We start from the raw sequence: 25,227 nt of genomic DNA on the forward strand, positions 1-25,227 counted from the left end.
AATGGACGCTAGGATGCGCGAAGGTTTTTATTTTAAAAAAAATAAAGCGGTTTTGGCAATGGGGAGAAACAAAGCTTTCAAGGAAAGTAGTCTGATCCTCAGAGAAACATAACAAAAAAAATCCTTTGCGAGCCTTTGCGAACTTTGTGGCCAAATTAAATTTTAAAGATTTGCCGAAATGGACGCTAGGATGCGCGAAGGTTTTTATTTTAAAAAAAATAAAGCGGTTTTGGCAATGGGGAGAAACAAAGCTTTCAAGGAAAGTAGTCTGATCCTCAGAGAAACATAACAAAAAAAATCCTTTGCGAGCCTTTGCGAACTTTGTGGCCAATTTGGATTTTAAAGATTTGCCGCAATGGACGCTAGGATGCGCGAAGGTTTTTATTTTAAAAAAAATAAAGCGGTTTTCTCAATGGGAGAATTAAGAAAATCATTTACAGCTGTTAATATAAAAATGTTTGCATCTTGAAATTAATCATAGTAGATTTTGGTCTTAACCTGAATTATTGAAAAATCAACACAAGCTTAAGAGAGGAATCCAAAGATGGGACCTCGTATTCTTAATCATCAATTCTGTCATCGGAGCTGGAATATTCGCTTTACCAGCTAAAGTTTTTGCAATATCAGGCGTCTACTCTATTCTTGCATTTTTGGTTTGTGCCTTTGTCATGATGGTGTTGATATTGGTTTTTGCAGAAGTGAGTTCAAGGTTTGAGCAGACTGGAGGACCTTACCTCTATGTCCACAAAGCATTTGGGCCAGTTCCAGCATTTGTGATTGGTTGGCTTTTGATGTTGACAAGGCTTTTTAGCTACGCCACATTGATCAATCTGATGGTTTTATACCTTTCCTTTTTTTCAGACATTTTCAATAGACCTGAGGTGAGGGTAAGTATAATCTTAATGATCACAGGAATAATCACTTTTTTCAATTGGATTGGAATCAAAAACACAGCAAAAGTCAGCAATATACTGACAGTCGCAAAACTATTCCCACTTGCAATTTTTATAATTGTCGGTTTGTTTTTCATAGATTTCACCAACCTCAAACCTGGCCCAGCGCCTAGCTTACAGGATTTCTCAGCAGCTTCTCTGCTTTTGATATTTGCATTTGGAGGATTTGAAGCTGGATTGGTAAATAGTGGTGAAATAGTCAACCCCAGAAAAAATTTACCTTTCGGGCTCATTACAGCTGCATCTATAATTGCAGGATTTTATGTTTTGATCCAAATCGTTTCAATAGGAACTTTGCCAGATTTGGCCAGTTCTGATAAACCGCTTGCAGATGCTGCAACAGGGTTTATGGGCTGGTCGGGCGGTATGTTCATCACTGTTGGAGCAGTTGTCTCCATCATGGGAACGCTAAACGTCCAAATATTGAGTGGTTCACGACTCCCTTTTGCCTTGAGCGAAGAAGATCAACTGCCGAAAATTTTCGGGAAAATCCACCCAAAATTTGCCACACCTTATGTTTCGCTACTTTTCTTTTCTGCACTTGTAGCTTTTGTGGCTATATTTTGGGGATTTATGAACTCCTTGGCTATATCGGTGATCTCTAGGCTAGTTTTATATGGATTGGTTTGTGCATCACTGATCAAACTAAGAAAAAACCAACCTAACACTAATTCATTTTTCAAGATTCCTTACGGAAATCACTTCGCAATTTTGGGGATTTTGGCAACTATTTGGCTACTTTCAGGTACACAAACTGAAGAAATTATTGACATTTTAATCTGGACAGGATTCGGCCTTATTATTTATGTAATCCATAAATTGGGAAGTACTAAGAAAAAGTAACTCTAAAAATAACTGACTATTAAACTTTGTTTAACTCCTGTTTTCCAGTTTTTAGGACTTCTTCTAGTATGGGTTACCGCCACAACAACAATCATTTTTTCTTTTTCCATCATTTATTTTTTTCCAAAATATGCCTGATGATATTTTCTGCATGAACAATTGAATTTTCTATAAAAAACTCCCTTGTATTCAATCCTCCACAGACTACCCCTGCCAAGTAAACCCCTGACACATTGGATTCTTGATTGGCTTGGTCATAGCAAGGTTGCCTTTTATCATCCAAGCTCATTTCTACACCAAGCTGATCCAGCAGTGAAAAATTTGGAACATAGCCAGTCATTGCGAGTACAAAATCATTTTCTACTGTCACTTCTCCTTTTGGTGTTTTGACCACCACATATTTATCTCTGATTTCTTTGACCATAGAATTTGGAAATGCTTTGATTGAACCTTCCTTGATCCTATTTTCTATATCAGGCTTCACCCAATACTTCACATTCTCATCAATTCCGTCATTTTTGAGCACCATTGTCACTTCTGCACCTTTTCTCCAAGTTTCCAAAGCTACATCTACTGCGGAGTTAGCTCCTCCAACTACTAGCAATTTTTGACCAATATATGGCCAAGGTTCTTTGTAATAATGGGAAACTTTTGGCAAATCTTCGCCAGGCACATTCATCAGGTTTGGCAAATCATAAAAGCCTGTTGCCATTACAATGTTTCTAGTATGGTAAGTAGCTTTGGAAGTGATGATTTCAAAAAAACCATCATTTTTCGAAAGGGTTTTTACTTGCTCATAAAGCTGAACTTTCAATTTCCAAGTTTGAGCAACTCTTCTATAATACTCCAATGCTTCTGTTCGGGTTGGTTTGTGTGATACAGACATAAATGGAATCCCACCCATTTCCAATTTATCAGAAGTCGAGAAAAAAGTCATATTTAGTGGGTAATTGTATAAAGAATTTGTCAAAACCCCTTTTTCTACGATCACATAAGATAGACCAGCTTTTTCACATTCTATACCACAGGCAAGTCCTATAGGGCCTCCACCTATTACAAAAACATCCAAAAATTCCATTTTCCTTTTTTTGATTCTTTCTACTAACAGGAAATTATAGAAATCTGTTCTCTATCTAGGGCTTTACTTTGAATTTTACAAAATTATCAATTACAGCATCATTCAATTGATCAAAAGTCCGCTCCAACATTTCAACCTCCCCTGTATGTCTCCAAAGCAATACAGTGGTATTTACAGTTCCATAATAGTCATCTATCCGTATAAATTGTGCTGAGAGATGTTTTTCCTGATAGAGCGTTGCTCCTGTATCAGGCAACAATTCATCTGGATCCATTTTTTTTGAATGTACTGCTTGCATCAATACCGATTTGTCAAACAGATCGCTTTCTAACTTTTCCTGCAACTTTTGCTTAGCCACGTTTACTTTTGTCCAAGGAGTGTCTAAAAGTGCATTGCTCAAACCATAAAGTCCTGAGTTCAATTCTTCTATTCCGTCTTTATAATTTGATAAATAAAAAAGGCCTTTATCATCCCCAACCAAAAGATTGAACCCTTCAAATTGATCTTTTTCTTCCTCCAGGTTTTTTAAATATTGATAAGGATCAACATCTGTTTCCAAAAAATTCTTGACCAAATCACCTCTAGTCTTTGGGTTTGCCTTGGGATTCTTCAAATCTCTGTAATTAGTCAAAGCAGCGAATCTACCATTTGGATTCATCCCCAACCAAGTACCGCCCGCTCGCAAATCTTTGCCTGCATAAAACCCCTCTTGCCATTTATGCAAAGACTCAGAAGGACGTTCAAAAAACTCATCCCTATTTCCAACAAGGATAAGCTTATAATCAGGATGATTATTCCAAGAAAAGGTTATCAAACACATAAATGCAAAAAAAACATAAAAGGCCGAATTAATTCGACCTTTTATGTAATTTCACGAAGCTTAATTGCCAATTTTTGGATAGTCTGTAAATCCTTTTTCCCCAGGTGTGTAGAAAGTATCCGAATCCCATTCTGCTAGTTCAGCACCTTTTTCGAATCTAACCGCTAAATCTGGATTGGAAACAAACAATTTGCCGTATGCTACAGCATCTGCTAAGCCCTCTAGAATGTAACGATTCCCTTTCTCTTGATCAAAATTCGCATTAATTATAAGGACACCTTTATAAATAGGTCTATATCTTTGGGCAATCTCTGTGACAGCATGGGGAACATCTGACACATCATTGAATGGCTCCGAAAGATGAAGATAAGCCAAATTATAAGTATTCAATTTTTCAATAATGTAATCAAAAGTAGGAATTGTCTCTTCATCTAAAGTCATCCCAAATATTCCGTGAAGTGAAGGGTTCAGCCTTAAACCGATTTTTTCTTCAGGCATTACTTCTTTGATCGCATCAATAATTTCAAAAAGAATTTTCGCCCTATTTTCTATACTTCCTCCGTATTCATCCGTACGGACATTTGAAGTCCTACTGAAAAACTGATGTAGTAGATAACCATTTGACGAGTGAATTTCAATTCCATCAAAACCTGCTTCCACGGCATTTTTTGCTGCATTCTGAAAATCCAAAATAGTTTGCTTAATCTCTGGGATAGACATTTCTTTTGGTGTCACAGTGTCTTTAAATCCTTTTGGAGTAAAAGATTTTGCATTAGGATTGATTGCTGATGGCGCATGTGGCAATTCGCCATTATGGAAATCGGGATGTGAAATCCTACCAACGTGCCAAAGCTGAATAAATATCTTCCCCCCTTCTTCATGGACGCCTTGAGTGACTTTCTTCCATCCTACAACTTGTTCTTTGGTATAAATGCCTGGCGTATTGATATACCCCACAGCCTTGGTCGATATCTGAGCACCTTCTGTGATAATCAGACCTGCAGATGCACGCTGTCTATAATATTCTACATGAATATCAAAAGGTACATTTCCCGGATTATTTGCCCTGCTTCTTGTCATAGGAGCCATGATGACTCTATTTTGTAATTCTAAATCTCTAATCTGTAATTTTTCTAAAAGAGGTTGCTTATTCATGCTTTCAGTTGGTTTAATTTCTAATTCAATGTATATACAACTAATATGAAGCCATGATCGTTCCAAAATCATTTTGAATCATTCCAAAGAAAATCTAATACTGCACTGATCAACAATTTAACATTTATTACGAAAAAATTTGTAGTGAAAATTTTTATTACGAGACCCATCGTATATATTTGTACGAAATAAATCGTAGATAAAAAATAAATGACACCAAAACCAACAGAGTCAGAATTGGAAATTTTGTCAATCATTTGGCAAAAAGGAAAAGTAACAGTTCGGGATGTACATGAAAAATTGGCCGAAATCAAAGACACTGGATACACCACTACTTTGAAGACTATGCAAATCATGCACGTAAAAGGATTGCTGCATAGAGATGAGAAAAATCGAACGCATGTGTATTTTGCAGCTATTGGGGAGAAAGTAACGCAGAAGAATCTGGTTGAAAACTTTGTTGCGACTGCTTTTGGAGGATCAGCTAAAAATCTTGTCATGCAGGCATTAGGCCAAGGAAATACCTCTAAAGAGGAGTTAGATGAAATCCGTGCTTTTTTGGACCAAATAGAAAATGAAAAATAATGGAATGGATGAATGAAATCATACCGGCAAATTATCTCTATGCTATAGGCTGGATGCTTGTGCATTCACTTTGGCAAATAGCTGGACTGGGGCTAATCCTGTGGTTATCACTGGAGTTTTTGCATAAAAAATCGGCAGCATTCAAATACAGCGCTAGCGTTTTTGTATTATTTCTAGTGATTGTGAGCAGCATCGGAACGGTTTTATTTTACTTTGAGCCTGAAAAAGAATCAACAATTGCCTATGAATCAGTTTTTGTGGATGATGACAAATTTTTTCCTTCTACAGCATATAGCAATATTCCGCAAACAGCTAAGTCAAACTTTGAGATACTCTCAAGCCAAATAGAAAAAAGAATTCCTTTCTTGGTCAACCTGTGGTTTATCGGAGCAATACTTTTTATGATCAAGTTTGCCGGCTCTTTGGCTGAGCTTAGAAACTTGGGTCAAAAACCAAAAAAAGGAATGCCTGAACGATGGCAAGTTACCTTGACTGAATTTTCCAAGAAGTTGAAAATTAAACATTCAGTAAAAATCTTCCAAAGCAATCATATAGACACACCTTTGACATTTGGCGTTTTGAAGCCTGTGATATTGATTCCAGCAGGATTGGTTTTCCAACTCAGCCCTATGCAAATGGAAGCCATCATTGCGCATGAATTGGCACATATCAAAAGACACGACTATCTGATCAATCTATTGCAATCAGCTATGGAAGTGATATTTTTCTTCCATCCTGTTTTTTGGTATATCAATGCGATCATCAAGACTGAGCGAGAAAACGCTTCTGATGATGCAGCCATCAGCGTCGGTGTGCAAGCCAGAGATTTGGCAGAAGCACTTGTCCTCGTAGTGCAATATGCCAAGTTAACGCAACCACAACTTGCTATGGCAGCAGCAAAATCGAAAACACCTACTTTGGACAGAATAAAAAGAATCATGGGATTTCATCCGTCCCAAAAACAAACTTCAACTTTAACGAGCTTAACCATGTTAACATCTCTTTTACTTAGCGTCTCTTTGATCCTTGGAGCACATGCAGACAAATCCATAAATGAAGATTTAGAACTCATGCTCACAGAAATTCACTCTGAAATAGACTTAGGAGAGGATTTGTGGAAGACGTTCGATCAAGACAAAAATTCGGCACAGAACTTAGAAATTGAAGTCTCAGAAGAATTAAAACAAAATCTAAACTCTCAACATAATGTTCCTGACAATTCTTTGAATTTCTCTTCAAAAACGCATTCAGGTCAAACAGAAAATGTGGATACCCTAAAAGCTTTTGACCTGAAAATCACTCTTTCGGAAGACGGGAAACCATTTTTGTTTGAAGAAATGTCAGAAGATCTGAAAATCAAATATTTTTCAGGATTTGATAATTTCAAAATCATGGGAGACACGATGCATATTTGGTCAAATCTTCAAGCCCACAATTCTGTTACCCTATCAAACTCACTAAACAAAGAGCTCACGAATAGAGAGGCAATCATAAACACCATAAAAATTACCCCTTTGGAATTTGAAGGAATGGACTTTAGTGTTATGCCTATTCTGAAACTTTCAGATGTGATGACGATGCCACACGTGAGTTTTGATACTACTAAAGTTCAAAATTTCAATTCGTCAAAGATAAGAATTGGCTATGATCCAAATCAGTTGGAATACCAAAACCTTGAACTGACGAAAACAAATTCAACACCTATCAAAAAATATAATTCGACAATAGTCAAAAGCACTCCTGCAGTAGGTTTTTATAGTAATCCTATAAGCTTCAGTCAAACCCAAAGTGACACAACTGAGAAATATACAAATAGCATCGACAAAGCCATTTTGAAATTGACAAACGCAAAAACTGAAGAAGAAAAGGAAACTGCCATAAAGGAACTTTCAATAATCACAAATAAAATGGCAACAATGTCAGCGGCTAGTAAAAATTTAATGGAGAAGGCTAAAAACGACTCTCTTTTTTCAAACGTAAGGGCTCAAGGAGAATTGTACAAGCTAAAAGCTGAGGAAATGAAGCCAATCATAGATGAGTATCAAAAAAAGATGATTGAATGGCAAAAAGAACATAAACCATTGATGGAAGAATATCAGGAAAGAATGAAAGCCTATGAAAAAGAACTCCGACCATTGATGGAAGAATACCAAGAAAAGATGAAATCGTTTCAAAAGGAGCTACAGCCGTTGATGAATGAGTATCAGCAAAAAATGAAAGAAATTCAAAAAGAATACGCTGTCAAAATGAAAGAACTACAGGAAAAGCAGGTCAAAGAAAACAACTAATCAATATAAAAACCCAAATAGCTAAAGCGGTATAGTATTTCCAAAACCGATTTCAATGTTGTCTTTAAGGACGAACGACTCATCGGTTTTGGAAATCTTTTTTATCCCTTTGTTAGAACCACCGATTTCTAAAGTATGTTTTTGTTATATCTAATTAGCATTTTCTAATTTTTATAGCTAATCATACTTAACAATAATTCCTCAAGGTCAGAAAACTCCAGTAGGCATCAAATTCAAATTCCAAAATTGGAACAGGATCAGAATCATGTGATGAAGGTGTATTTTCAGTTTGAAGCCTTGAGATATTGTCCCACCCACTTTCTTAAACTCAATATTTTCTACATTCAATAGAAAGTCTAATTATTTGATCATTTAACTTTCTCAATGTAAATCTCGCATCGTCTTCACTGGAACATCTTGTCTTTCCAAATCCTTCAAAGGTTTGATTTCAGCTTCTGAATAACAAAATCCATTTTCATTCAAAGGCCACAAGAGCGGAGCGAGATTCTGAACAGCAGCTTTACAACCTTGCATTATAGCGGCCAAACTTCCTGTTTGCTTTGAAAGCTTTGCTTCATTTTCAATCTCAAAAGGCCCCTCAAAGCCTTTTTCATTCAAGATATTCACAAATGCTCTCCAATCCATAGAATCACCTAGCCCAAACCCAGGGAGTGTGGCTTCGTAATGATGTCTGTCCCAATCATTGGTACTGTATGGGACACCAGCTTTCTGTGCCCATTCTGCTTTGACACGCTGCATAGGATACATATTTCCCCAATATGGATCTGGATTGTTCCGTGTTGACTTTACATGGATTCTGTGAAGACGAGACATATCTGTATGTTTTATAACCTCAACAGGATCTGTATTTTGCCATACATCATGGGAAGGGTCGTAGATTTCTCCATGGTTTCTACTCGGGATCATTTCATACATGATTTTTCGGGCGGCCAATACTCCAGTAAGGTTGTTGAAAGTCGTAGAATAGCCAGAAGACCGCCAACCTTCCATTGGACAGTTTTCGTATAGAATTGTCACTCCCAAGCTTTCTGCATAATTAATAATTGGAGTGAAAATCCTTTGATATTCTTCTAGATTCCTTTCAAAACCATTTTCCAAAATTCCAATTTCATGATTGTAACCCACAAAAGTCCCTACTTTGACATCATTTTCATCTCCTCCAAGCAAGTATGCCATTCGGATTAATTTCAAAAGGTGATTTTGGTTTTTCAACTTTTCTGCTTCATCTCCTCCTATCAAATTATCAAATGCTCCCAAAGACAACCTAAGCTTTGCATGATTAAATTTATCCAATATCACTTTTGCATTTTCTCTGTTGAATTCTTCATAATGCATATGGGTAGCTACAAAATCATCTCGGGTACCATCTTTCCGAAAAACACAAACATCCAAACCTTGCACACCAGTTTCGTTTGCTTTTTCGATAATATGATCCAAATTCAATTGATCAAAAGCTGAGGTCATTAGCCATATTTGATTATTCATAGAATATATTTTTTACTGAAATCCATTTAAAAAATCAAGATAAGCATAGATTCTTATAAAAGTTCTTGAAAATGGAATACCGTTTGTACAATTTGAAAAACATTTCACCTGAAAATTGATTAGATTTGTGTTAAAACCAACTGAAATATCTTGAAAATGAAAAATAATTTAGCAATTATTCTGAGTGCAGGATTATTCTCCGGAATGGTCGCTTGCTCCGAACCATCAGCAAATGTCGAGAACTCTGAATCAAACCCAAATGCAATTCAATCTGAGAAATTGACATTCACTCTTGACACACTTTATACAGACTTTGAAAATCCTTGGGGTATGACTTGGCTTCCAGATGGCAGAATGCTTGTCACAGAAAGAAAAGGAGAAATCTTGATCTTCAAAGATGATAAATATACTGGAGAGAAACTTACTGGAGTTCCAGCTGTACACGAGGTAAATCAAGCAGGCCTATTGGATATTGCCATTCATCCTGATTATGAAAGTAATGGATGGATCTATCTTGCCTATGCAAAAGACATGGGAGATGGTGGAGTATTGACTATCTCTAGAGCAAAGCTTGATGGCAATGCTTTGGTTGATTTGGAAGAATTGATAGTCAATTTACCAGAATGGAAAGGTGGCAGACACTTCGGAACGAGAATCGTTTTTGATAATGACAATTACCTTTACTATTCCAATGGCGACAAAGGGAACAGACCGCAAAATGCACAAGAGCTTGACAATTCCCATGGAAAAATCCACAGGATCCACGATGATGGGAGAATTCCTGAGGACAATCCATTTGTAAATACACCAGGAGCAGTGGCTTCTATTTGGACTTATGGAAACAGAAATCCTCAAGGAATAATTTTCGACAAAGAAAACAACAGACTTTGGTCAGTGGAGCATGGACCTAAAGGTGGTGATGAGTTGAACCTCATTGAAAAAGGCAAGAACTATGGCTGGCCAGAGGTGACTTTTGGGATCGATTATGATGGCTCGACCATCACAGAAAACACCGAAAAAGAAGGAATGCAACAACCTGTGACTTATTGGGATCCTTCTATCGCTACTTGTGGAATGACCCTAATTACTTCTGATAAGTATCCTTCATGGAAAGGCAACATTTTAGTAGCAGCACTTGCCGGTCAGCATATAGCAAGAGTTGAAATGGAAGGTACAAGCTACGTGGGAGAAGAGAAACTATTGGATGGAATCGGTAGAGTAAGACAAGTATGTCAAAGTCCAGATGGCTATCTTTATGCTATAGTAGAAGCTACAGGCTTGATGGTGAAAATCATACCTCAGCAAGATTAATCAATTGAAGTAAAAACTATAAAAAGCGCTATTTGTATTCGAATAGCGCTTTTTTTTATGCGTACCAAAACTCTAATGGGTCTGGGATTTCAAATTCAAATCCAGTTTCCAAGATTTTAGCTCCAGAAATTTTTTTCCACGGCTTTGCTCCAGAACTATCGTAAGACTTAGGTGGTTCAAAACCCATTTGGGATGCGTTTTTTTCATAGACTTCCTTCCTCGAAGGGTGTAAAGGAGTCACCCCATTGTAAGTATCATTCCATAATTCTTTTTCAATAATCCAAGAAATCAGCTTGACAGCATCATCACGATGAATATAATTGACCGGAGAAGTGCCTTCTACATTTTCTTTTCCTGAAAAGTATTTTCCGGGAATCCTATCCACACCCAATAAACCTCCAAACCGGACTATGGAAAGGTCATATTGCTTGTCAGCCCAAAGAAGTTTCTCTGCATTAAAAAGTGCTAAATTCCCCGTATTCTCTTTGGTTAAATTGTCTGATTCTTTTGCCGTCTGATTTTCGTCTGGATACACGGATGTAGCAGAGACATAGATTACTTTTGGGACTTTATGTTGGAGAATCATCTCCTTCAGAAACTTAATTTGCTCAGGGTGAAAAGTAGGCTGGGCTGTTTTTGTTCTTGGCGGAATATTGATAATCAAAACATCAGTATCAAAAATTCTCTGATAGCCCTCACCTTCTGGAAAAGGTGAGAATTTCAAGACTACATTATCATAACCTTCATTAGTCAGCATTTCTGACTTCTGAATAGTCGTAGTGGTTCCTTTTACCTTTAGTCCTTTGGCTTTAAGTCGATCTGCAAGGGGCCTGCCCAACCATCCTAAGCCCACAATTGAAATTTTCATTGGTGATTTTTTAAAGTAAAAAAACCCTCCTTTTAGGAGGGTTTTTGATTATTTATCTTTTTTGGGCAATGTCCCCAAGATGTAATCCCACAGTGGAGAACTTACTCCAAATGCCACGTCTGGATTTTTGTAATGGTGAACGGCATGGTTAACCCAAAGGATTTTAAAGAAATTTTTTGGAGGCTGATAAGCATGAACTATATAATGAACTCCTAAGTAAGCTGCATAACCAAAAAGAAATCCAGGTAAAAAAAAGAGTGCATAGCTACCCATTATAAATGAAAATACTACATAAAATACAAGTGCATAAAAAGCACTCACGAATGGAGGCATCGCTAATCTATCTTTGTCTTTCGGATAATCATGATGAACTCCATGTACTGTATATTGCAATTTATCCTTTACAGGTGTATCTGGCTCCATATGGAAGAAGTGCTTATGCATCATATATTCCACAAAAGTAAATACAATTATTCCTGCAAGTAAAACAGGCAAACCTACAACCAAACCAATATTGGTAGTAGTCATAGCATAGTAGAAAGAAACAACACTGATCACGACAAACAAAATTATAGGAATGCTTATGTGTGTTCTCGATATTTTTTCTAATACTGGATTGCTAAACATCTGAGCAGAACCATTATTATCAGGCCTATCAAGCCTACCTATTTTTTTCATTGTGGCACTCATTTTCTTATTGTTTAAGTCTTGGTAAGTTTTTTATGAAGCTACACAAACCTTATTATAACGGTGTAAATTTAAGGTTAATGGCTTAATAAACGAATAAAAATCTAAATTGTTGGTAAATTTAGCTTAGATTTTTATTATCAAATCTTTAGCTTTTTCAATGGTTTGGTTATAAAAAGACTCATACATGGGGAGAATATTTACCACATCAAACTCTTTTGCCCTTTTCAAGGCTCGGTCTTTGAATCCCTGTAGGTTTTCGTCCTTCAAAATATATAATGCTCGATCTGTCATTGTAGTGACATCTCCGATCTTACATACAAAACCAGTCTCTCCATCTATGTTCAATTCAGGTATTCCTCCCGCATCAGATGAAAGAATTGGGACCTCACAAGCCATTGCCTCTAAAGCTGCTAAGCCGAAGCTTTCCTTTTCAGATGGCATCATAAATAGATCTGCAACTGATAAAACTTCTTCAACGGCCTCTAATTTCCCTAAGAACCTAACGTCATCGCAAGTACCAAGTTCACGACACAATCTCTCCATTTTATCACGTTCAGGACCATCTCCTACCAGTAACAATTTTACAGGTATGACTTTGCGGACTTCATAGAACACCCGGATCACATCCTCCACTCTCTTTACTTTTCTGAAATTAGAAGTATGAACAATGAGTTTTTCGCCATTTGGACAGATTGCCAACTTAAAATGTTCCTTTTTCTGTTTTTTGAATCTTTCAAGATCGATGAAATTTGGGATTACTTTGATCTCTCTTTTGACAGCAAACAATTCATATGTTGCTTTCCTCAAATCTTCGGATACCGCAGTGACACCGTCTGATTGATTGATACTGAAAGTAACCACTGGCTCGTAACTAGGATCCTTTCCAACAAGGGTAATATCTGTACCATGTAGGGTAGTCACAACTGGAATATTGATTCCTTCTTCTTTCAATATTTGCTTAGCCATATATGCTGCAGAAGCATGCGGAATGGCATAATGAACATGTAGCAAATCCAGTTGCTCATATTTCACTACATTCACCATCTTACTAGCCAAAGCCAATTCATAGGGAGCATGCTCAAATAATGGGTAACTTTTGATATCAACTTCATGATAAAAGAGATTTGCACTAAAAAAGTCAAGTCTCGTAGGCTGTCTGTAAGTGATAAAATGTATTTGGTGACCTTCCCTAGCCAATGCCTTACCAAGTTCAGTTGCGACCACCCCACTTCCTCCAAAAGTAGGATAACAGACAATGCCTATTTTCATATCAAATTTTTATAAAATGGAAATCAATAGTATCATAACACGACTTATGCCCAAGTTTGTTCAATTTCATAAATTTTATTCATCTCCTTTTAGCGACAGATTATTCTCTTTTTTCATAGACTTATAGATAACATCATGAATATCAGTCCTAATACCTTCTTTAAGTAATATATTATTATTTGCACTTGGATTGACCCTATTGGATAAAAAAACATAGATCAGGTCATTTTCCGGATCTGCCCATACAGCAGTACCTGTGAAACCGGTATGTCCAAAAGTCGATTTTGGAGCCAAGACACCAGCACTTCCCCCTTTTCCTCTCTCTGGGTCTGGCTTGTCCCACCCCCAACCTCTCCTACTCTGGGTAGATTGTCGTTTGGTAAATTCCTTGATTGTTTTTTCATCCAACAAACTTACTCCTCCATAAGTCCCACCATTTAGCATTAGCTGCATCATTATCGCCAAATCATTTGCAGTGCCAAAAAGCCCCGCATGCCCCGCAACTCCTCCATACATGGCAGCACCTGGATCATGGACATATCCATGAACAATTCTCTTTCGGAAAGCGATATCATCTTCAGTTGGAGCTATCAAATTAATATCTATTTTTTTTGTGGGATTAAATGTCAGGGTATTAATCCCCAATGGCGCATAAAAATTTTGCTCCAAAAACTCATCCATTGGCTGATTCATCACTCTTTCCACTACTGCTTGCATCAAATACATGGTCAGATCCGAATACACATAGCTATGTTTTCTTCTGTTAGGCTCAAGTTTTCTCAAATCGGATGAGACTGTCCAGTTCCAAATGCTATCTCTAAGACTTTCTCTTCCAAACATACTGTTAGAAACAGGTACATTGAACTCATGATTTTGGGTATCTCGGTAATATTCACTTTTCCAAGCACCTGACGCCACAGTTTTAGCATAATATGGAATAAAAGCAACAAGACCAGCTTCATGGGCCATGATGTCTTTCAAAATCAAACCAGCTTTGTTTGTACCTTTTAACTCTGGCAAATAAGTTGAAATTGGCTGATTCATGTCAATGATATCTCTACTTGCCAAAAACATTACTGCTTGGGTTGTTGCCAAAACCTTGGTGATCGATGCCAAGTCATATACTGTGTTAGTACTTACAGGTTTGGTTTTACTATAATCATAATGTCCATAAGACTTCTCAAAAACTACTTGCCCGTTTTTCGCAACTAACACAACTCCTCCCGGCATCGCTCTTCTGCTGATGCCAGCTTCCATTATTTTATCTATGTCAGAAAGTACAGCACTGCTCATGCCTTGATTTTCGGGGCGACTGTAAGAAAGTCTACCCAAGTCTTCAAGGTATCCTCCACTTCCTAAAGCAATTTGATCACTAACCGACACAGGCATCATTCCTCTGGCAGCCCTTCCACCAAAAATCACCTCTGGCACCAACTTTTGGGTATATTCATTGTTTTCGAATGTCAAAATATTGTGCGGAAGACCAATAAGGTTTTTGGATGCATATGCGTTTCCAAAAAGGACTACTATCACAGATTTTTCTTGGCTGAGTTCTTTGATAAAATTGATGTCAGAACTATTTACACCAAAACCTCTCGATGGACTGTTTGTCATCCCCATCAACCCCACTATCACAGTGTTGTGATCCTTCAATTTGGATTTTAGATCAGACAGCACAACTGTGTTGGCACCTTTATCCATTGTAAAATGGTCAACTTTGGCATATTTATCCATTTTTTCTTGAAATACTACCCCGTCTCCACCAATCGTCAAAGAAGCAATATTCAACAAATCCAAATTTCTCAAAGGCAAAAACCCATTTTTATTGGTCGTAACTGTAATTGAATTAGCATAAAGGTTTTCAACAAGCAATTCAGTTTCATCTTTATTCAGACGGCTAATTAGATTTTTAGTATCTATTTCTTTCACCTTATTGAGCCCAGCCCAATACTTCGCTTTCAAGACTTTGACTACCCGCTCGTCTACCTCTTCTCTGCTAATTTTACCATCGGCTATGGCTTGCATAATCAATTCTTTGGCCTTTGGTACATCTTGGGAGTAAAGCAAAATATCGTTACCAGCCAACAATGCCAAAACATCTACTTCTCCTGGTTTATAATAGCTACTGACACCTTTCATATTCAGTGCATCTGTGAATATCAAACCACTGAAGTTCATTTGATTTTTCAGCAAATCTGTCACTACATATTTCGAAAGTGTTGTCGCTTTATTTTTCTCACTTTCCAAACTAGGGATATGCAAATGGGCTACCATCACACTCATTAGATCTTCATCAATCAACTCACGATAAGGATAAAGGTCTATGTCTTTGATTCTATTTTCAGAATGCCTGATGACAGGCAATGAATAATGTGAGTCTGATTCAGTATCTCCATGACCTGGGAAGTGCTTGGCATTTGCTAACACACCATAATCCTGAAGCCCTTTCATGTAAGCCATAGACTTTTTGGCTACCATTTTCTTTTCTTCACCAAATGCCCTATATCCGATCACTGGATTATCAGGATTGGAATTCACATCTACGACTGGTGCAAAATTTATATGCATCCCCAATTCTTTGAACTGACGGGCAATTTCTTTTCCCATGTCATAGATCAGTTTCTCATCAGGCAATGCGCCAAGAGTCATGGCTTTTGGGAAGGTTATTACAGAGTCAAGTCTCATATTGATCCCCCATTCAGCATCCATAGCAATGAAAAGTGGCGTATCAGCTATGGATTGGTAATAATTTGTGAGATTCGCTTGCCTCACTGGCCCTCCCTGAAAGAAAATCAATCCTCCAAGATTTTGTTCTTTTATAAGTTTGGCTATTTCGTCCCTATGTTTGGCATCACGGTTGGAATACGCAGCTACCATAAAGAGTTGCCCAAGCCTCTGCTCAAAAGATTGGCTGTTGAAAACTGAATCCACCCATGCCATTTGCTTTCTATGATCTTTGGCCTTCAAAGGATCTTTTCTTTCTCTTATTGTAGCTACAGAATCTTTACCTATCCGCTTCGTATCTATAGTATTTACTTCTTCATTACTAAAGAGGCTTGGAAAATCCCAACCCGAAACTCCATCCGCCTGAAAAATCATGGCAATTCCCAAAAGTGCGCTCCAAACTTTTACCCTCATCCTGATGTTAAATTTTTATTGCTTAATAATTAAAATAACTTTGTATGAATATACAATCAATTCTGCAAACATACATTAAATTCATGCTGGCCTTATATCAAAACTGATAAAATTCCGTATGTTTAGTTACAACGTGAAATAATACAAAAGAATCTAATCAAATATGAAATTCCCTTCGATCTTTAGAACTGCCAAGCCTGTTGGCTTTGAAATAAAGCCTAGATATTATGATCCTGTGCGAGAAGAAATCGAACAAAGAACAGAAAGAATCAAAAGAAACCTTCAAGCAGAAGGAGCCATAAAATCTGATGGAGAAATGTCTGAGGAATTTATGCAAGATTATGGATCAAATTTAAGGGGAGCATTCACGCAAGGTGGGCCAATCAGCAAAAGAAAAAGCTCACCTCTTCAATCAGCAGGTTTTTTAAGAACAGTTATTTTCGTTTTGTTGGTTGGTATTGTCTTTGGGTATTATTATTTGGGAGATGATATGACCGAAATATTGATATATGTAGGAGGTGGGTCTGTTTTGCTGTGGGCATATTTCAGATTGAAAGGAAAAATCAAACAATGAACGATATCATTCAGCTACTTCCCGACGCGATTGCCAATCAGATTGCTGCAGGGGAAGTGGTTCAGCGACCTGCCTCAGCTTTGAAAGAAATGCTTGAAAATGCAGTAGATGCAGGAGCAACTCAAGTTCAAGTGGTTGTCAAAGACGCCGGTAAGGCGCTTATGCAAGTTATCGACAATGGAAAAGGGATGACACTCACAGATGCAAGGATGTGTTTTGAGAGACATGCAACTTCAAAAATCCGAAGCTCTGAGGATCTTTTCGCAATCCGAACTTTCGGGTTTAGAGGTGAGGCGATGGCTTCCATCGCAGCCGTGGCACAGGTAGAAATGAAAACCCGCCAACAGGACGAGGAACTGGGCACATTGATTCAGATCGAAGGTTCTGAATTCAAAAAGCAAGAACCAATCTCCTGTCCTCAAGGCACATCTATAGCAGTAAAAAACCTCTTCTTCAATGTCCCTGCGAGAAGAAATTTTTTGAAATCCAATTCAGTAGAGATGAAACACCTCGTGGAAGAGTTTCAAAGAGTTGCCTTGTCCTACCCAGAGATTGGTTTTAGTTTTATGCAAAATGACATGGAGCTATTCAATTTGTCACCTGGCAAATTGAGTCAGAGAATTGTAGGGGTTTTTGGAAAAAACTATCAAGGTCAACTTGTCACTTGCCAAGAAGAGACGCCCCATCTCAATGTGAAAGGCTATGTTGGCAAACCTGAAAATGCAAAAAAGACAAGGGGAGAACAATACTTCTTTGTCAACAATAGATATATCAAAAGTAATTATTTGCACCATGCGGTAGCAAATGCTTATGATGGATTAATGCCATCAGAAATGCAACCCTTTTATGTGCTTTTCTTAGAAATAGATCCTTCACACATCGATATCAATGTCCATCCCACAAAAACCGAGATAAAATTCGATGATGAAAGAACTGTATATGCAGTAATTCGTTCCGCGGTAAAACAGGCTTTGGGAGCACATAATGTGGTACCAACCTTGGATTTCAACATGGATGTCAATTTTACAGAAAATTGGAGAAATGATGAGACAAGAAAATCAGAAGTTGCCCAAGAAAACTCCTACAAGCCTAACAAAGTAAGCAGTGAAAATAGTTATAGGAATTTTCAAACACCAAGTTTTAAAAAACAAGACGTTTCAGGTTGGGAAAGGCTTTTTGAAGGAGGGGAAAAAGTAATACAAAAGGATTTTGAACAAAAATCAGTTTTGGACGACTCTAAAGATTTTCTTACATTTTCTTCCAAAGCAAACGATTCAGGAAAAAGTGATTCGATTTTCCCAGTCGAGCAGGAAAATACCGGGGCTACATTTCAAGTAGAGCTTAGCTATATCATCGCCCAGATGTCTTCTGGACTTTTGATATTAGACCAACAGGCGACACATGAAAGGATTCTGTACGAACGATATTTAAAGCAATTAAATAATACAGCTGGCCTATCACAACAATGTTTGTTTCCGCAACATATCCAACTAAGTCAAGCTGACTTTGCGTTGGTAATGGATATAAAAGACGAATTGAACAGCTTGGGATTTGTGGTTGTGGAGTTTGGTAAAGAAACTGTATTAATACAGGGAGTTCCGGCTGATATTCAGGTAACAAATGAAAAAGCTTTGTTTGAAGGATTATTGGAGCAGTTCAAACATTTCAAATCCGAGCTTTCCATCGACAATAGAGAGAATTTGGCTCGCTCGTTAGCCAAAAAATCTGCCACAAAAAAAGGAACAAGGCTCGACACAACTGAAATGGAAACTCTAGTTGGGCAGTTATTTGCATGCCAAAACCCAAATTATGGACTAAGTGGGAACAAAACCTTTGTAAAACTTGATTTAAATAAAATACACGCTTTTTTTAGTCGATAGATTATGTTTAGAAACCTTACACCAGTTGTCAAAGCCTTATTGTTGATTAACGTGGCTATGTTTGTAATTGCTAGCTATTTGATTCCTCAATTGGATTCTATATTTGCATTGTATTTCATCCAAAGCAGTCGCTTCATGCCGACCCAGTTTGTGACATACATGTTTATGCATGCGAATGGTTGGCATTTATTCAGCAACATGTTTGGGTTATTTGTATTTGGCCCATTGCTTGAGCAATACTTGGGACCTAGAAAAATCCTGATTTTGTGGATGGTCTGTGGGATAGGAAGTGGACTACTCTATTCGGGGTATAATGCATTTAGAATAAGTCAACTTGACAATACCATAGCTACTTTTTACGACAATCCCAGTCCTGAAAAATTCAGCAATTTTGTGAAAGATAACAGGCACTTATTCAAGCCAGGTGTTTTTGATTTTGTGGATGAATACAGCAGAGATCCTGAAAACAAAGAGCTGATTCAGAGAGCAAAAGAAAATTTCATGGGTATTCGTGATATTCAAATCAACATACCCATGGTGGGTGCTTCTGGGGCGCTTTTTGGGATTTTGATTGCATTTGCTATGTTTTTCCCAAACACAGAGCTACTTTTATTGTTTCCTCCTATGCCGGTAAAAGCCAAATACTTGATCCTTTTTTATAGTATTTACACTATATACAATGTGATCATCAATAACCCTACAGATAATGTAGCGCATTTTGCACATTTGGGTGGCCTGATTATTGGGGCAGGTTTAGTATATTACTGGAAGAAAAGCAGAACAGATTTTTATTAAAAAAGTAAGACAATGTACGGAGGATTTTGGGATAATTTAAGGAACGCATTCAAGCATAACAATAATAGTCTTTACAAACTTATTGCCATCAACCTGTTGGCTTTTGCTGGGATTTTGGTATTGAGGATCGTTTTAAGTTTTTCGGGAGCTTCTGAATTGTACAAGACTTTTTTGGGCCATTTGATGATGCCAGCAGATTTGGTGGTATTCATCACACAACCTTGGTCGATTTTCACTTACATGTTTTTACATGAAGGTATTTTCCATATCGTCTTCAATATGCTTTTTTTATATTGGTTTGGCTTACTAGTAAACGAGTATCTGGGCAGTAAAAAATTAGCCAGTCTCTACATACTAGGTGGATTGGCAGGAGCAGGATTTTATGTATTGATGTATAATATCTCTCCTTTGTTTACAGATGTGGTCTCAGCATCCAAGATGCTAGGGGCTAGTGCTGGAGTATATGCCATCGTCGTAGGTGCGGCTACCCTTTCACCAAACACGACGTTCAGACTACTATTACTAGGAGATGTGAAAATAAAATATATTGCTATCTTTTATGTAGTTATTGCTTTTGCAAATTCTGCTGGAAGTAATGCAGGAGGTGAGCTTGCTCATTTAGGCGGAGCAGCGATGGGATTTGTGTACATTACCCAATTAAGAAATGGATCAGATTGGGGAAAACCATTGCAAGCTATATGGGAGTTTTTCAAATCGGTTTTTTCATCAAAAAGAAAAATCAAAGTTACTTATCGAAAAAAATCTTATAGCCCAAAAGAAGAGACCAAGAGTCGCTATGAATCCAAACCCTCTATTTCCAAATACTCGACACAAGGCGATGCTACTCAAGAGGAAATAGATGAAATTTTGGATAAAATTGCTGAAAAAGGATACGAGGCACTTAGCAAGGAAGAAAAGAGGAAGCTTTTTGAGTTTAGTAAAAAATAATTTAAAACCTCTGCAATTTTGATTTGATAATTTTTGCAAATCAAAATAGCAGAGGTTAACAATTTAATGTATTAATTCAATCTCAAAACCGCTCCTACTCTTAACACTGGCCATCGTGAATTTTGGCTTTGCATTTTAAACTCTGTTATAAACCCAAATTGTTCGGTGGCACGAATAAATGCACCCGCACCAAAATTTGCCCCTGCCCTTGTTTGATTTACACCTGGATTTCCTGGTTGTAAGTTGATCCAATAATTACTATAACCAGCAAGAAGATAGACTTGAGAAATACCTTCAGTCAAATAATATCGCAAATCTGCATTGAGATTAAAGGAATTACCAACTTCTGGAAACCAAACAGTAAAAGTCGGAGCCAATGAAAATTTATCAGCGAAGAAGTATTCAGCACCAACAAAAGTCCCAACTTCTTTTATTGTAAGTCTGTAATCTCCACCAGCCATCAGTCTGATCTCTCCTTGTTCTTGAGCAAAAAGACCTGCTGCAAAAAAAGAAAAGCACAATATAATTATTAGTTTTTTCATCAAAATAAAATTAACATCCTCAATAAAGCAATTTCCAATTGGAAAATCAACAGGCTTTATTGAGGATGCAAAAAAAACCCTTAATTTATTACTCTAATATTCCTTCATACCTTCCAATACGGCCTTTAGAATCAATCCCTTCTATGATTACCAGATGCTTTTTAGCAATATCTGAGTTGAAATACTTTATACTTGCCTTTCCTGAATTATCGATAGTCAAATTTGGATTCCAATAAATGGTTGATCTTTTGTCTGGGATAGAATTTTCCGGCGTAATCACATCATATTTTGGGTGATAGAATTCTTTGGTTTCAGAAAAACCCTCTACCCTAACTACCAAATTACCTGGTTCTTTCATATACCCTTGAGGACCTCTTTTTGTATAAACAGCTATAACTCCATTGGCACCTTGGGAACCAAAAATGGCTGAACTTGCTGCATCCTTAAATATATCTATAGACGAGACCTCTCTAGGATTTATAGACAACAATGTATTGGCATCAACAGGCATATTATCTAACAAATACAAAGGCTGAGTGCCACCTGTGACTGAACCTATACCTCTTATAGTGATAGAAGGGTTCATCATAGAAGGGGAAACTCTTACACCCGCTACTCTTCCTTGAATCATTTCAAAAATATTTGAAAATGCCGCACTACCACCAATATCTTCAGGCTTGATGATTACATCCCCCTCTCCGTAGGTTTTTCTTGATTTTTCCTCTTCTGCTTCAAGATGCTGAGCTTTAACTTCAAAACCTTCTAAATCAACAATCTGCTCATCACCGAACATTCTGTTCATTAGGTTTCTTTCTTGAAAACTGGATAGCAATTCCTCAGGAAACCTTAAGCTAGTAGGGAATCTTGGATGAACCTCATTCAGATAGTTCTTTTCTGGTTCTATCTGTATTTCGACATAGTTTTTCAATTTACTGTCCTCGGCACTAATCGTTACCTCTTTCTCTCCAATAAAATCAAGTTCAAGAAATGAGAATTCACCATTCTCAGTATATTCTCCTGACATAATCATTTCACCTTGGCCTATCAATGCATTTACTTTTCCTCCACTAACTCCCTTTTTTCTTTTTTCAAGGTCTGAGATAGTGCCATTGATACTCAGACCTCTTTCGATAAGCTGATTTATTTCAGGATAATTATCCTTGACCATGTCATCCCAAATAAATCTCCTCCAACCGTTGGTCATCATGACTAAATCCAAAGCTTCGTGCCTTTGTTCATCTTGGCCTTGAAAATAATAACCGGGCTGAAACACGTCCCCTTTTAAATCAGAGTTTAATAATAATTCAGACAAAATTGTCTTTTTAAAAACCGAATTTGTCTCCTCCTGCTTTTCATCAACAATACTAATTGAAAATCTGCCCATGCTAGAACTATCTCCTAAACTTGAAATGATATCCAACTCTATTTCTGATCTTTCCCTCAATTCTCCTTTCTTGGAAACCATCAATGGCAGTTCATTTTTTGGAGAATGAAAGAAGAACAACCTTTCTAGCAATGGGGAACCCTCGGAATTTAGAATAGAGACATGATTTATTCCACTAAATAGATATTCTTTTGGAATTCTAACCCCCCAAATCCCATTCAATAATTTTCCGTTGATCATATAATTTATGAATCCACGAGTTTGACTTACCAATACAAGATCTTCATCCTGATAATTTCCCTGAACAAATACTGTCACATAATTAAGTTCTTGTTTATTGATTACTTGTACTACCAACCCCTCTTCAATAGCTTTAGGAAGCTCTAATTCTTGAAAAGCACTTTCGGTCTTGTCATATACTTTTACTTTATATGTTTTGCTTGGTTCAGGTGTCAATTCAAATTTACCCATGCCTCCGAATAAAGTAGTGAAAGTTATTTTTTCTTCACTCTCTAAAACTTCTCCATTCAACTCTACTGGACTACCATCCGGAAATACACCCTTAAAAGCAATATTACTTTTAAAACCATTCACCAAATACCCTCCTTCAGGCATAAACTGGATGTCTGCTAAAAGGAACGAATAGGGTATTTTTAAAATTTTATTAACTGAATAATCTTCATTTTCGTAAAATGTCAATTCCAAAACTTGTGATTTGAATGGTTTTAATGGAATAGAAACATTAAAGGAAACTTCACCTCTACTATTTAACTGTAAGTTTCGAAAGTCTAATTCTTCTTTATCTGCAATGATTTTGGCTTCAATATTTTCTTCTCCAAGAAATTTGCCTTGTCCATTTGATGCTTCCAAGAAAATATGGTATTGAACAACACCATCTTTTACTCCCTCTATTTTAAAGTCAACTTTAGGAAAAAAAGAATTAGAGGCACCGTCAAAAACTTCTATTTCTTGATGAAAAAAATACTCATCCCCAAAATTACTCATCCAGGCGGAATAGGCTTTGATTGAGTAAATCCCTTCTTCACCAAAATCAGGAAATTTAAAATCTCCACTCCCAAAACCATCCTCAATATTGACCTTTCTTTGCTCAATCATTTTTCCATTAGGACCAAAAAAGTCAACATAAAGAACCTTACTCAATGGACTAGGAACCTGGGTACTTCCAGCTGTCAGATAAGCGCTGAACCATACTGTCTCTCCCAAAGTATAGCTAGACTTATCAATATGCAAGTATGCTTTTTCTACCGGGAACTCTTCTTGAAGTGTGTTTAAAAAGGTTACAACCCTATCTTTCACACTATCCTTTTGGTTCAATGAAACTATTGATAAACTAAACGCAGCAATAAGAGTCAAAAAACCAAGTTTAAAAATTTGACGTTTCATAACAAGAATTATTTTAAATTTGAAAACGCAAAATACTTAGTGTTTAGTTCAAAAGCAAAAAATAATTTTTAAAAAAATTTGAATATTTCATCAACAATCACCCCTCCAATTCCCCAACCTCATTTTTGTTTGCCAGCTGACCACAAGCAGCATCTATATCTTGACCTCTTGACTTTCGTACTTTGGCAATGATACCTTGGCTTTCCAATATTCTCACATACATTTCTACAGCTTCTTTGGAAGCCTGTCTAAATTCACCCTCGTCGATTGGATTATACTGAATAATGTTTACTTTGGACGGGATGATTTTACAAAATTTCGCAAGTGCTCTCGCATGCTTTTCATCATCATTGATCCCTTCCCAGATTACATATTCATAGGTAACTTTTCGTTTGGTTTTTTCATACCAATATTTCAAAGAATCAGCAAGATCTTCGATTGGATTTACATTGTTGATTGGCATCAACCTACTTCTTGTCTCATTGATAGCTGAATGAAGAGATATGGCAAGGTTGAATCTTACCCCATCATCAGCCATTTTTTTGATCATTTTTGGAATGCCGACAGTAGAAAGTGTAATTCTTCGTGGTGCCATTCCAAGACCTTCTGGCGAGGTAATCTTATCTATTGCTTCTATCACATTGTTGTAATTCAACAATGGCTCTCCCATCCCCATAAAAACGATATTGGTAAGTGGTCGGTCAAAATAAGCCTCAGCCTCATCTTTGATTGCCACTACTTGATCATAAATCTCGTCTGGATTGAGATTCCGCATCCTTTTCAGCCTAGCTGTTGCACAAAAATTACAATCCAAGCTGCAGCCCACCTGAGAAGAAACACAAGCAGTAATTCTTTTGGAGGTAGGAATAAGGACAGATTCCACAATTTTATTATCGTAAAGCTTCACAGCATTTTTGATCGTCCCATCAGAAGAATGCTGCATCAAATCCACCAAAATATGGTTGATCGCAAAATGCTCCTTCAACATCTCCCTAGTTTCCTTGGAAATGTTAGTCATTTCATCAAAATTCTTGAGGGATTTGTGCCATAGCCACTCATAAACCTGCTTGGCACGAAACTTTTTATCCCCCTTGCTGACAAAAAACTCCTCTAATTGAGAAAGTGTCAATTTTCTGATGTCTTGTTTTGTGCTGCCGTCCATGCCGCAAAGGTACGAAAATTAGTTTTCACTAAAG

19 protein-coding genes are annotated in these 25,227 nt (G+C 37.1%); 8 read left to right on the top strand and 11 right to left on the bottom strand.

Annotated elements, in window-relative coordinates; genetic code table 11:
• Nucleotides 1-506 precede the first annotated feature (506 nt).
• The gene (locus MM236_RS18285; protein WP_241276443.1) at nucleotides 507-1,796 is read left to right on the top strand and encodes an APC family permease; all 1,290 of its coding nucleotides are present in this window, start codon (nucleotides 507-509) and stop codon (nucleotides 1,794-1,796) included.
• A gap of 109 nt (nucleotides 1,797-1,905) precedes the next feature.
• On the opposite strand, the gene MM236_RS18290 is transcribed toward MM236_RS18285, so the two are convergent.
• Genes MM236_RS18290 through MM236_RS18300 form a run of 3 tightly spaced genes read right to left on the bottom strand, consistent with a single transcriptional unit; the run spans nucleotide 1,906 to nucleotide 4,849 of the window.
• Nucleotides 1,906-2,874, bottom strand: a complete 969-nt coding sequence (locus MM236_RS18290) for a YpdA family putative bacillithiol disulfide reductase (RefSeq protein ID WP_241276444.1) — start codon at nucleotides 2,872-2,874, stop codon at nucleotides 1,906-1,908.
• 55 nt (nucleotides 2,875-2,929) lie between these two features.
• Nucleotides 2,930-3,694 (bottom strand): NRDE family protein, encoded by a 765-nt coding sequence (locus tag MM236_RS18295; protein ID WP_241276445.1) that lies wholly within the window; start codon nucleotides 3,692-3,694, stop codon nucleotides 2,930-2,932.
• Between the two features lie 60 nt (nucleotides 3,695-3,754).
• Nucleotides 3,755-4,849 carry an alkene reductase gene (locus MM236_RS18300; protein ID WP_241276446.1) on the bottom strand — a complete coding sequence of 365 codons (1,095 nt, stop codon included), beginning with the start codon at nucleotides 4,847-4,849 and terminating at the stop codon, nucleotides 3,755-3,757.
• A 210-nt stretch (nucleotides 4,850-5,059) separates the two neighbouring features.
• Here MM236_RS18300 and MM236_RS18305 point away from each other — a divergent pair, with 210 nt between their 5' ends.
• Nucleotides 5,060-5,434: a BlaI/MecI/CopY family transcriptional regulator gene (locus MM236_RS18305; protein ID WP_241276447.1), complete on the top strand. Its 375-nt coding sequence runs from the start codon at nucleotides 5,060-5,062 to the stop codon at nucleotides 5,432-5,434.
• Between the two features lie 8 nt (nucleotides 5,435-5,442).
• Nucleotides 5,443-7,722 carry a M56 family metallopeptidase gene (locus MM236_RS18310; RefSeq protein ID WP_241276448.1) on the top strand — a complete coding sequence of 760 codons (2,280 nt, stop codon included), beginning with the start codon at nucleotides 5,443-5,445 and terminating at the stop codon, nucleotides 7,720-7,722.
• Nucleotides 7,723-8,103: 381 nt separating this feature from the next.
• On the opposite strand, the gene MM236_RS18315 is transcribed toward MM236_RS18310, so the two are convergent.
• Nucleotides 8,104-9,228, bottom strand: coding sequence for a sugar phosphate isomerase/epimerase family protein (locus MM236_RS18315; RefSeq protein WP_241276449.1), 1,125 nt, complete (start codon nucleotides 9,226-9,228; stop codon nucleotides 8,104-8,106).
• Between the two features lie 156 nt (nucleotides 9,229-9,384).
• Here MM236_RS18315 and MM236_RS18320 point away from each other — a divergent pair, with 156 nt between their 5' ends.
• Nucleotides 9,385-10,539 (top strand): PQQ-dependent sugar dehydrogenase, encoded by a 1,155-nt coding sequence (locus tag MM236_RS18320; RefSeq protein WP_369415223.1) that lies wholly within the window; start codon nucleotides 9,385-9,387, stop codon nucleotides 10,537-10,539.
• 55 nt (nucleotides 10,540-10,594) lie between these two features.
• Here MM236_RS18320 and MM236_RS18325 read toward each other — a convergent pair whose 3' ends face one another.
• The 4 genes from MM236_RS18325 to MM236_RS18340 form a co-directional block, all read right to left on the bottom strand.
• The gene (locus MM236_RS18325) at nucleotides 10,595-11,407 is read right to left on the bottom strand and encodes an NAD(P)-binding domain-containing protein (RefSeq protein ID WP_241276451.1); all 813 of its coding nucleotides are present in this window, start codon (nucleotides 11,405-11,407) and stop codon (nucleotides 10,595-10,597) included.
• Between the two features lie 48 nt (nucleotides 11,408-11,455).
• Nucleotides 11,456-12,085 (bottom strand): sterol desaturase family protein, encoded by a 630-nt coding sequence (locus MM236_RS18330; protein ID WP_241276452.1) that lies wholly within the window; start codon nucleotides 12,083-12,085, stop codon nucleotides 11,456-11,458.
• 135 nt (nucleotides 12,086-12,220) lie between these two features.
• Nucleotides 12,221-13,366, bottom strand: a complete 1,146-nt coding sequence (gene bshA, locus MM236_RS18335) for an N-acetyl-alpha-D-glucosaminyl L-malate synthase BshA (protein ID WP_241276453.1) — start codon at nucleotides 13,364-13,366, stop codon at nucleotides 12,221-12,223.
• A 75-nt stretch (nucleotides 13,367-13,441) separates the two neighbouring features.
• Nucleotides 13,442-16,504 carry a serine hydrolase domain-containing protein gene (locus MM236_RS18340; protein ID WP_241276454.1) on the bottom strand — a complete coding sequence of 1,021 codons (3,063 nt, stop codon included), beginning with the start codon at nucleotides 16,502-16,504 and terminating at the stop codon, nucleotides 13,442-13,444.
• 163 nt (nucleotides 16,505-16,667) lie between these two features.
• Here MM236_RS18340 and MM236_RS18345 point away from each other — a divergent pair, with 163 nt between their 5' ends.
• The 4 genes from MM236_RS18345 to MM236_RS18360 are packed head-to-tail and all read left to right on the top strand — an operon-like array spanning nucleotide 16,668 to nucleotide 20,701.
• On the top strand, nucleotides 16,668-17,078 hold the full coding sequence (locus MM236_RS18345) for a hypothetical protein (protein WP_241276455.1): 411 nt from the start codon (nucleotides 16,668-16,670) through the stop codon (nucleotides 17,076-17,078).
• Nucleotides 17,075-18,958, top strand: a complete 1,884-nt coding sequence (gene mutL, locus MM236_RS18350) for a DNA mismatch repair endonuclease MutL (RefSeq protein ID WP_241276456.1) — start codon at nucleotides 17,075-17,077, stop codon at nucleotides 18,956-18,958. Before MM236_RS18345 ends, mutL begins: the two co-directional genes overlap by 4 nt.
• 3 nt (nucleotides 18,959-18,961) lie before the next feature.
• A complete protein-coding gene (locus tag MM236_RS18355) occupies nucleotides 18,962-19,753 on the top strand; it encodes a rhomboid family intramembrane serine protease (protein ID WP_241276457.1) in 792 nt (263 codons plus the stop codon).
• A gap of 12 nt (nucleotides 19,754-19,765) precedes the next feature.
• Nucleotides 19,766-20,701 carry a rhomboid family protein gene (locus MM236_RS18360; RefSeq protein WP_241276458.1) on the top strand — a complete coding sequence of 312 codons (936 nt, stop codon included), beginning with the start codon at nucleotides 19,766-19,768 and terminating at the stop codon, nucleotides 20,699-20,701.
• A gap of 71 nt (nucleotides 20,702-20,772) precedes the next feature.
• Here MM236_RS18360 and MM236_RS18365 read toward each other — a convergent pair whose 3' ends face one another.
• The 3 genes from MM236_RS18365 to rlmN form a co-directional block, all read right to left on the bottom strand.
• Nucleotides 20,773-21,243 carry a hypothetical protein gene (locus tag MM236_RS18365; protein WP_241276459.1) on the bottom strand — a complete coding sequence of 157 codons (471 nt, stop codon included), beginning with the start codon at nucleotides 21,241-21,243 and terminating at the stop codon, nucleotides 20,773-20,775.
• 88 nt (nucleotides 21,244-21,331) lie between these two features.
• Complete coding sequence (locus tag MM236_RS18370; RefSeq protein WP_241276460.1) at nucleotides 21,332-24,031, bottom strand: TonB-dependent receptor plug domain-containing protein; 2,700 nt, start codon at nucleotides 24,029-24,031, stop codon at nucleotides 21,332-21,334.
• Between the two features lie 97 nt (nucleotides 24,032-24,128).
• Nucleotides 24,129-25,193 carry a dual-specificity RNA methyltransferase RlmN gene (rlmN, locus tag MM236_RS18375; protein WP_241276461.1) on the bottom strand — a complete coding sequence of 355 codons (1,065 nt, stop codon included), beginning with the start codon at nucleotides 25,191-25,193 and terminating at the stop codon, nucleotides 24,129-24,131.
• Nucleotides 25,194-25,227 lie beyond the last annotated feature (34 nt).

It is taken from the genome of Belliella calami (assembly GCF_022549695.1).
Lineage (GTDB): Bacteria > Bacteroidota > Bacteroidia > Cytophagales > Cyclobacteriaceae > Belliella > Belliella calami.

Excerpts from the sequence above, each read along its gene's own strand:
- MM236_RS18290 (WP_241276444.1), bottom strand. The coding sequence starts at position 2,874 with ATGGAATTTTTGGATGTTTTTGTAATAGGTGGAGGCCCTATAGGACTT.
- MM236_RS18295 (WP_241276445.1), bottom strand. The coding sequence starts at position 3,694 with ATGTGTTTGATAACCTTTTCTTGGAATAATCATCCTGATTATAAGCTT.
- MM236_RS18300 (WP_241276446.1), bottom strand. The coding sequence starts at position 4,849 with ATGAATAAGCAACCTCTTTTAGAAAAATTACAGATTAGAGATTTAGAA.
- MM236_RS18305 (WP_241276447.1), top strand. The coding sequence starts at position 5,060 with ATGACACCAAAACCAACAGAGTCAGAATTGGAAATTTTGTCAATCATT.
- MM236_RS18310 (WP_241276448.1), top strand. The coding sequence starts at position 5,443 with ATGAATGAAATCATACCGGCAAATTATCTCTATGCTATAGGCTGGATG.
- MM236_RS18315 (WP_241276449.1), bottom strand. The coding sequence starts at position 9,228 with ATGAATAATCAAATATGGCTAATGACCTCAGCTTTTGATCAATTGAAT.
- MM236_RS18320 (WP_369415223.1), top strand. The coding sequence starts at position 9,385 with ATGAAAAATAATTTAGCAATTATTCTGAGTGCAGGATTATTCTCCGGA.
- MM236_RS18325 (WP_241276451.1), bottom strand. The coding sequence starts at position 11,407 with ATGAAAATTTCAATTGTGGGCTTAGGATGGTTGGGCAGGCCCCTTGCA.
- MM236_RS18330 (WP_241276452.1), bottom strand. The coding sequence starts at position 12,085 with ATGAAAAAAATAGGTAGGCTTGATAGGCCTGATAATAATGGTTCTGCT.
- bshA (WP_241276453.1), bottom strand. The coding sequence starts at position 13,366 with ATGAAAATAGGCATTGTCTGTTATCCTACTTTTGGAGGAAGTGGGGTG.
- MM236_RS18340 (WP_241276454.1), bottom strand. The coding sequence starts at position 16,504 with ATGAGGGTAAAAGTTTGGAGCGCACTTTTGGGAATTGCCATGATTTTT.
- MM236_RS18345 (WP_241276455.1), top strand. The coding sequence starts at position 16,668 with ATGAAATTCCCTTCGATCTTTAGAACTGCCAAGCCTGTTGGCTTTGAA.
- mutL (WP_241276456.1), top strand. The coding sequence starts at position 17,075 with ATGAACGATATCATTCAGCTACTTCCCGACGCGATTGCCAATCAGATT.
- MM236_RS18355 (WP_241276457.1), top strand. The coding sequence starts at position 18,962 with ATGTTTAGAAACCTTACACCAGTTGTCAAAGCCTTATTGTTGATTAAC.
- MM236_RS18360 (WP_241276458.1), top strand. The coding sequence starts at position 19,766 with ATGTACGGAGGATTTTGGGATAATTTAAGGAACGCATTCAAGCATAAC.
- MM236_RS18365 (WP_241276459.1), bottom strand. The coding sequence starts at position 21,243 with ATGAAAAAACTAATAATTATATTGTGCTTTTCTTTTTTTGCAGCAGGT.
- MM236_RS18370 (WP_241276460.1), bottom strand. The coding sequence starts at position 24,031 with ATGAAACGTCAAATTTTTAAACTTGGTTTTTTGACTCTTATTGCTGCG.
- rlmN (WP_241276461.1), bottom strand. The coding sequence starts at position 25,193 with ATGGACGGCAGCACAAAACAAGACATCAGAAAATTGACACTTTCTCAA.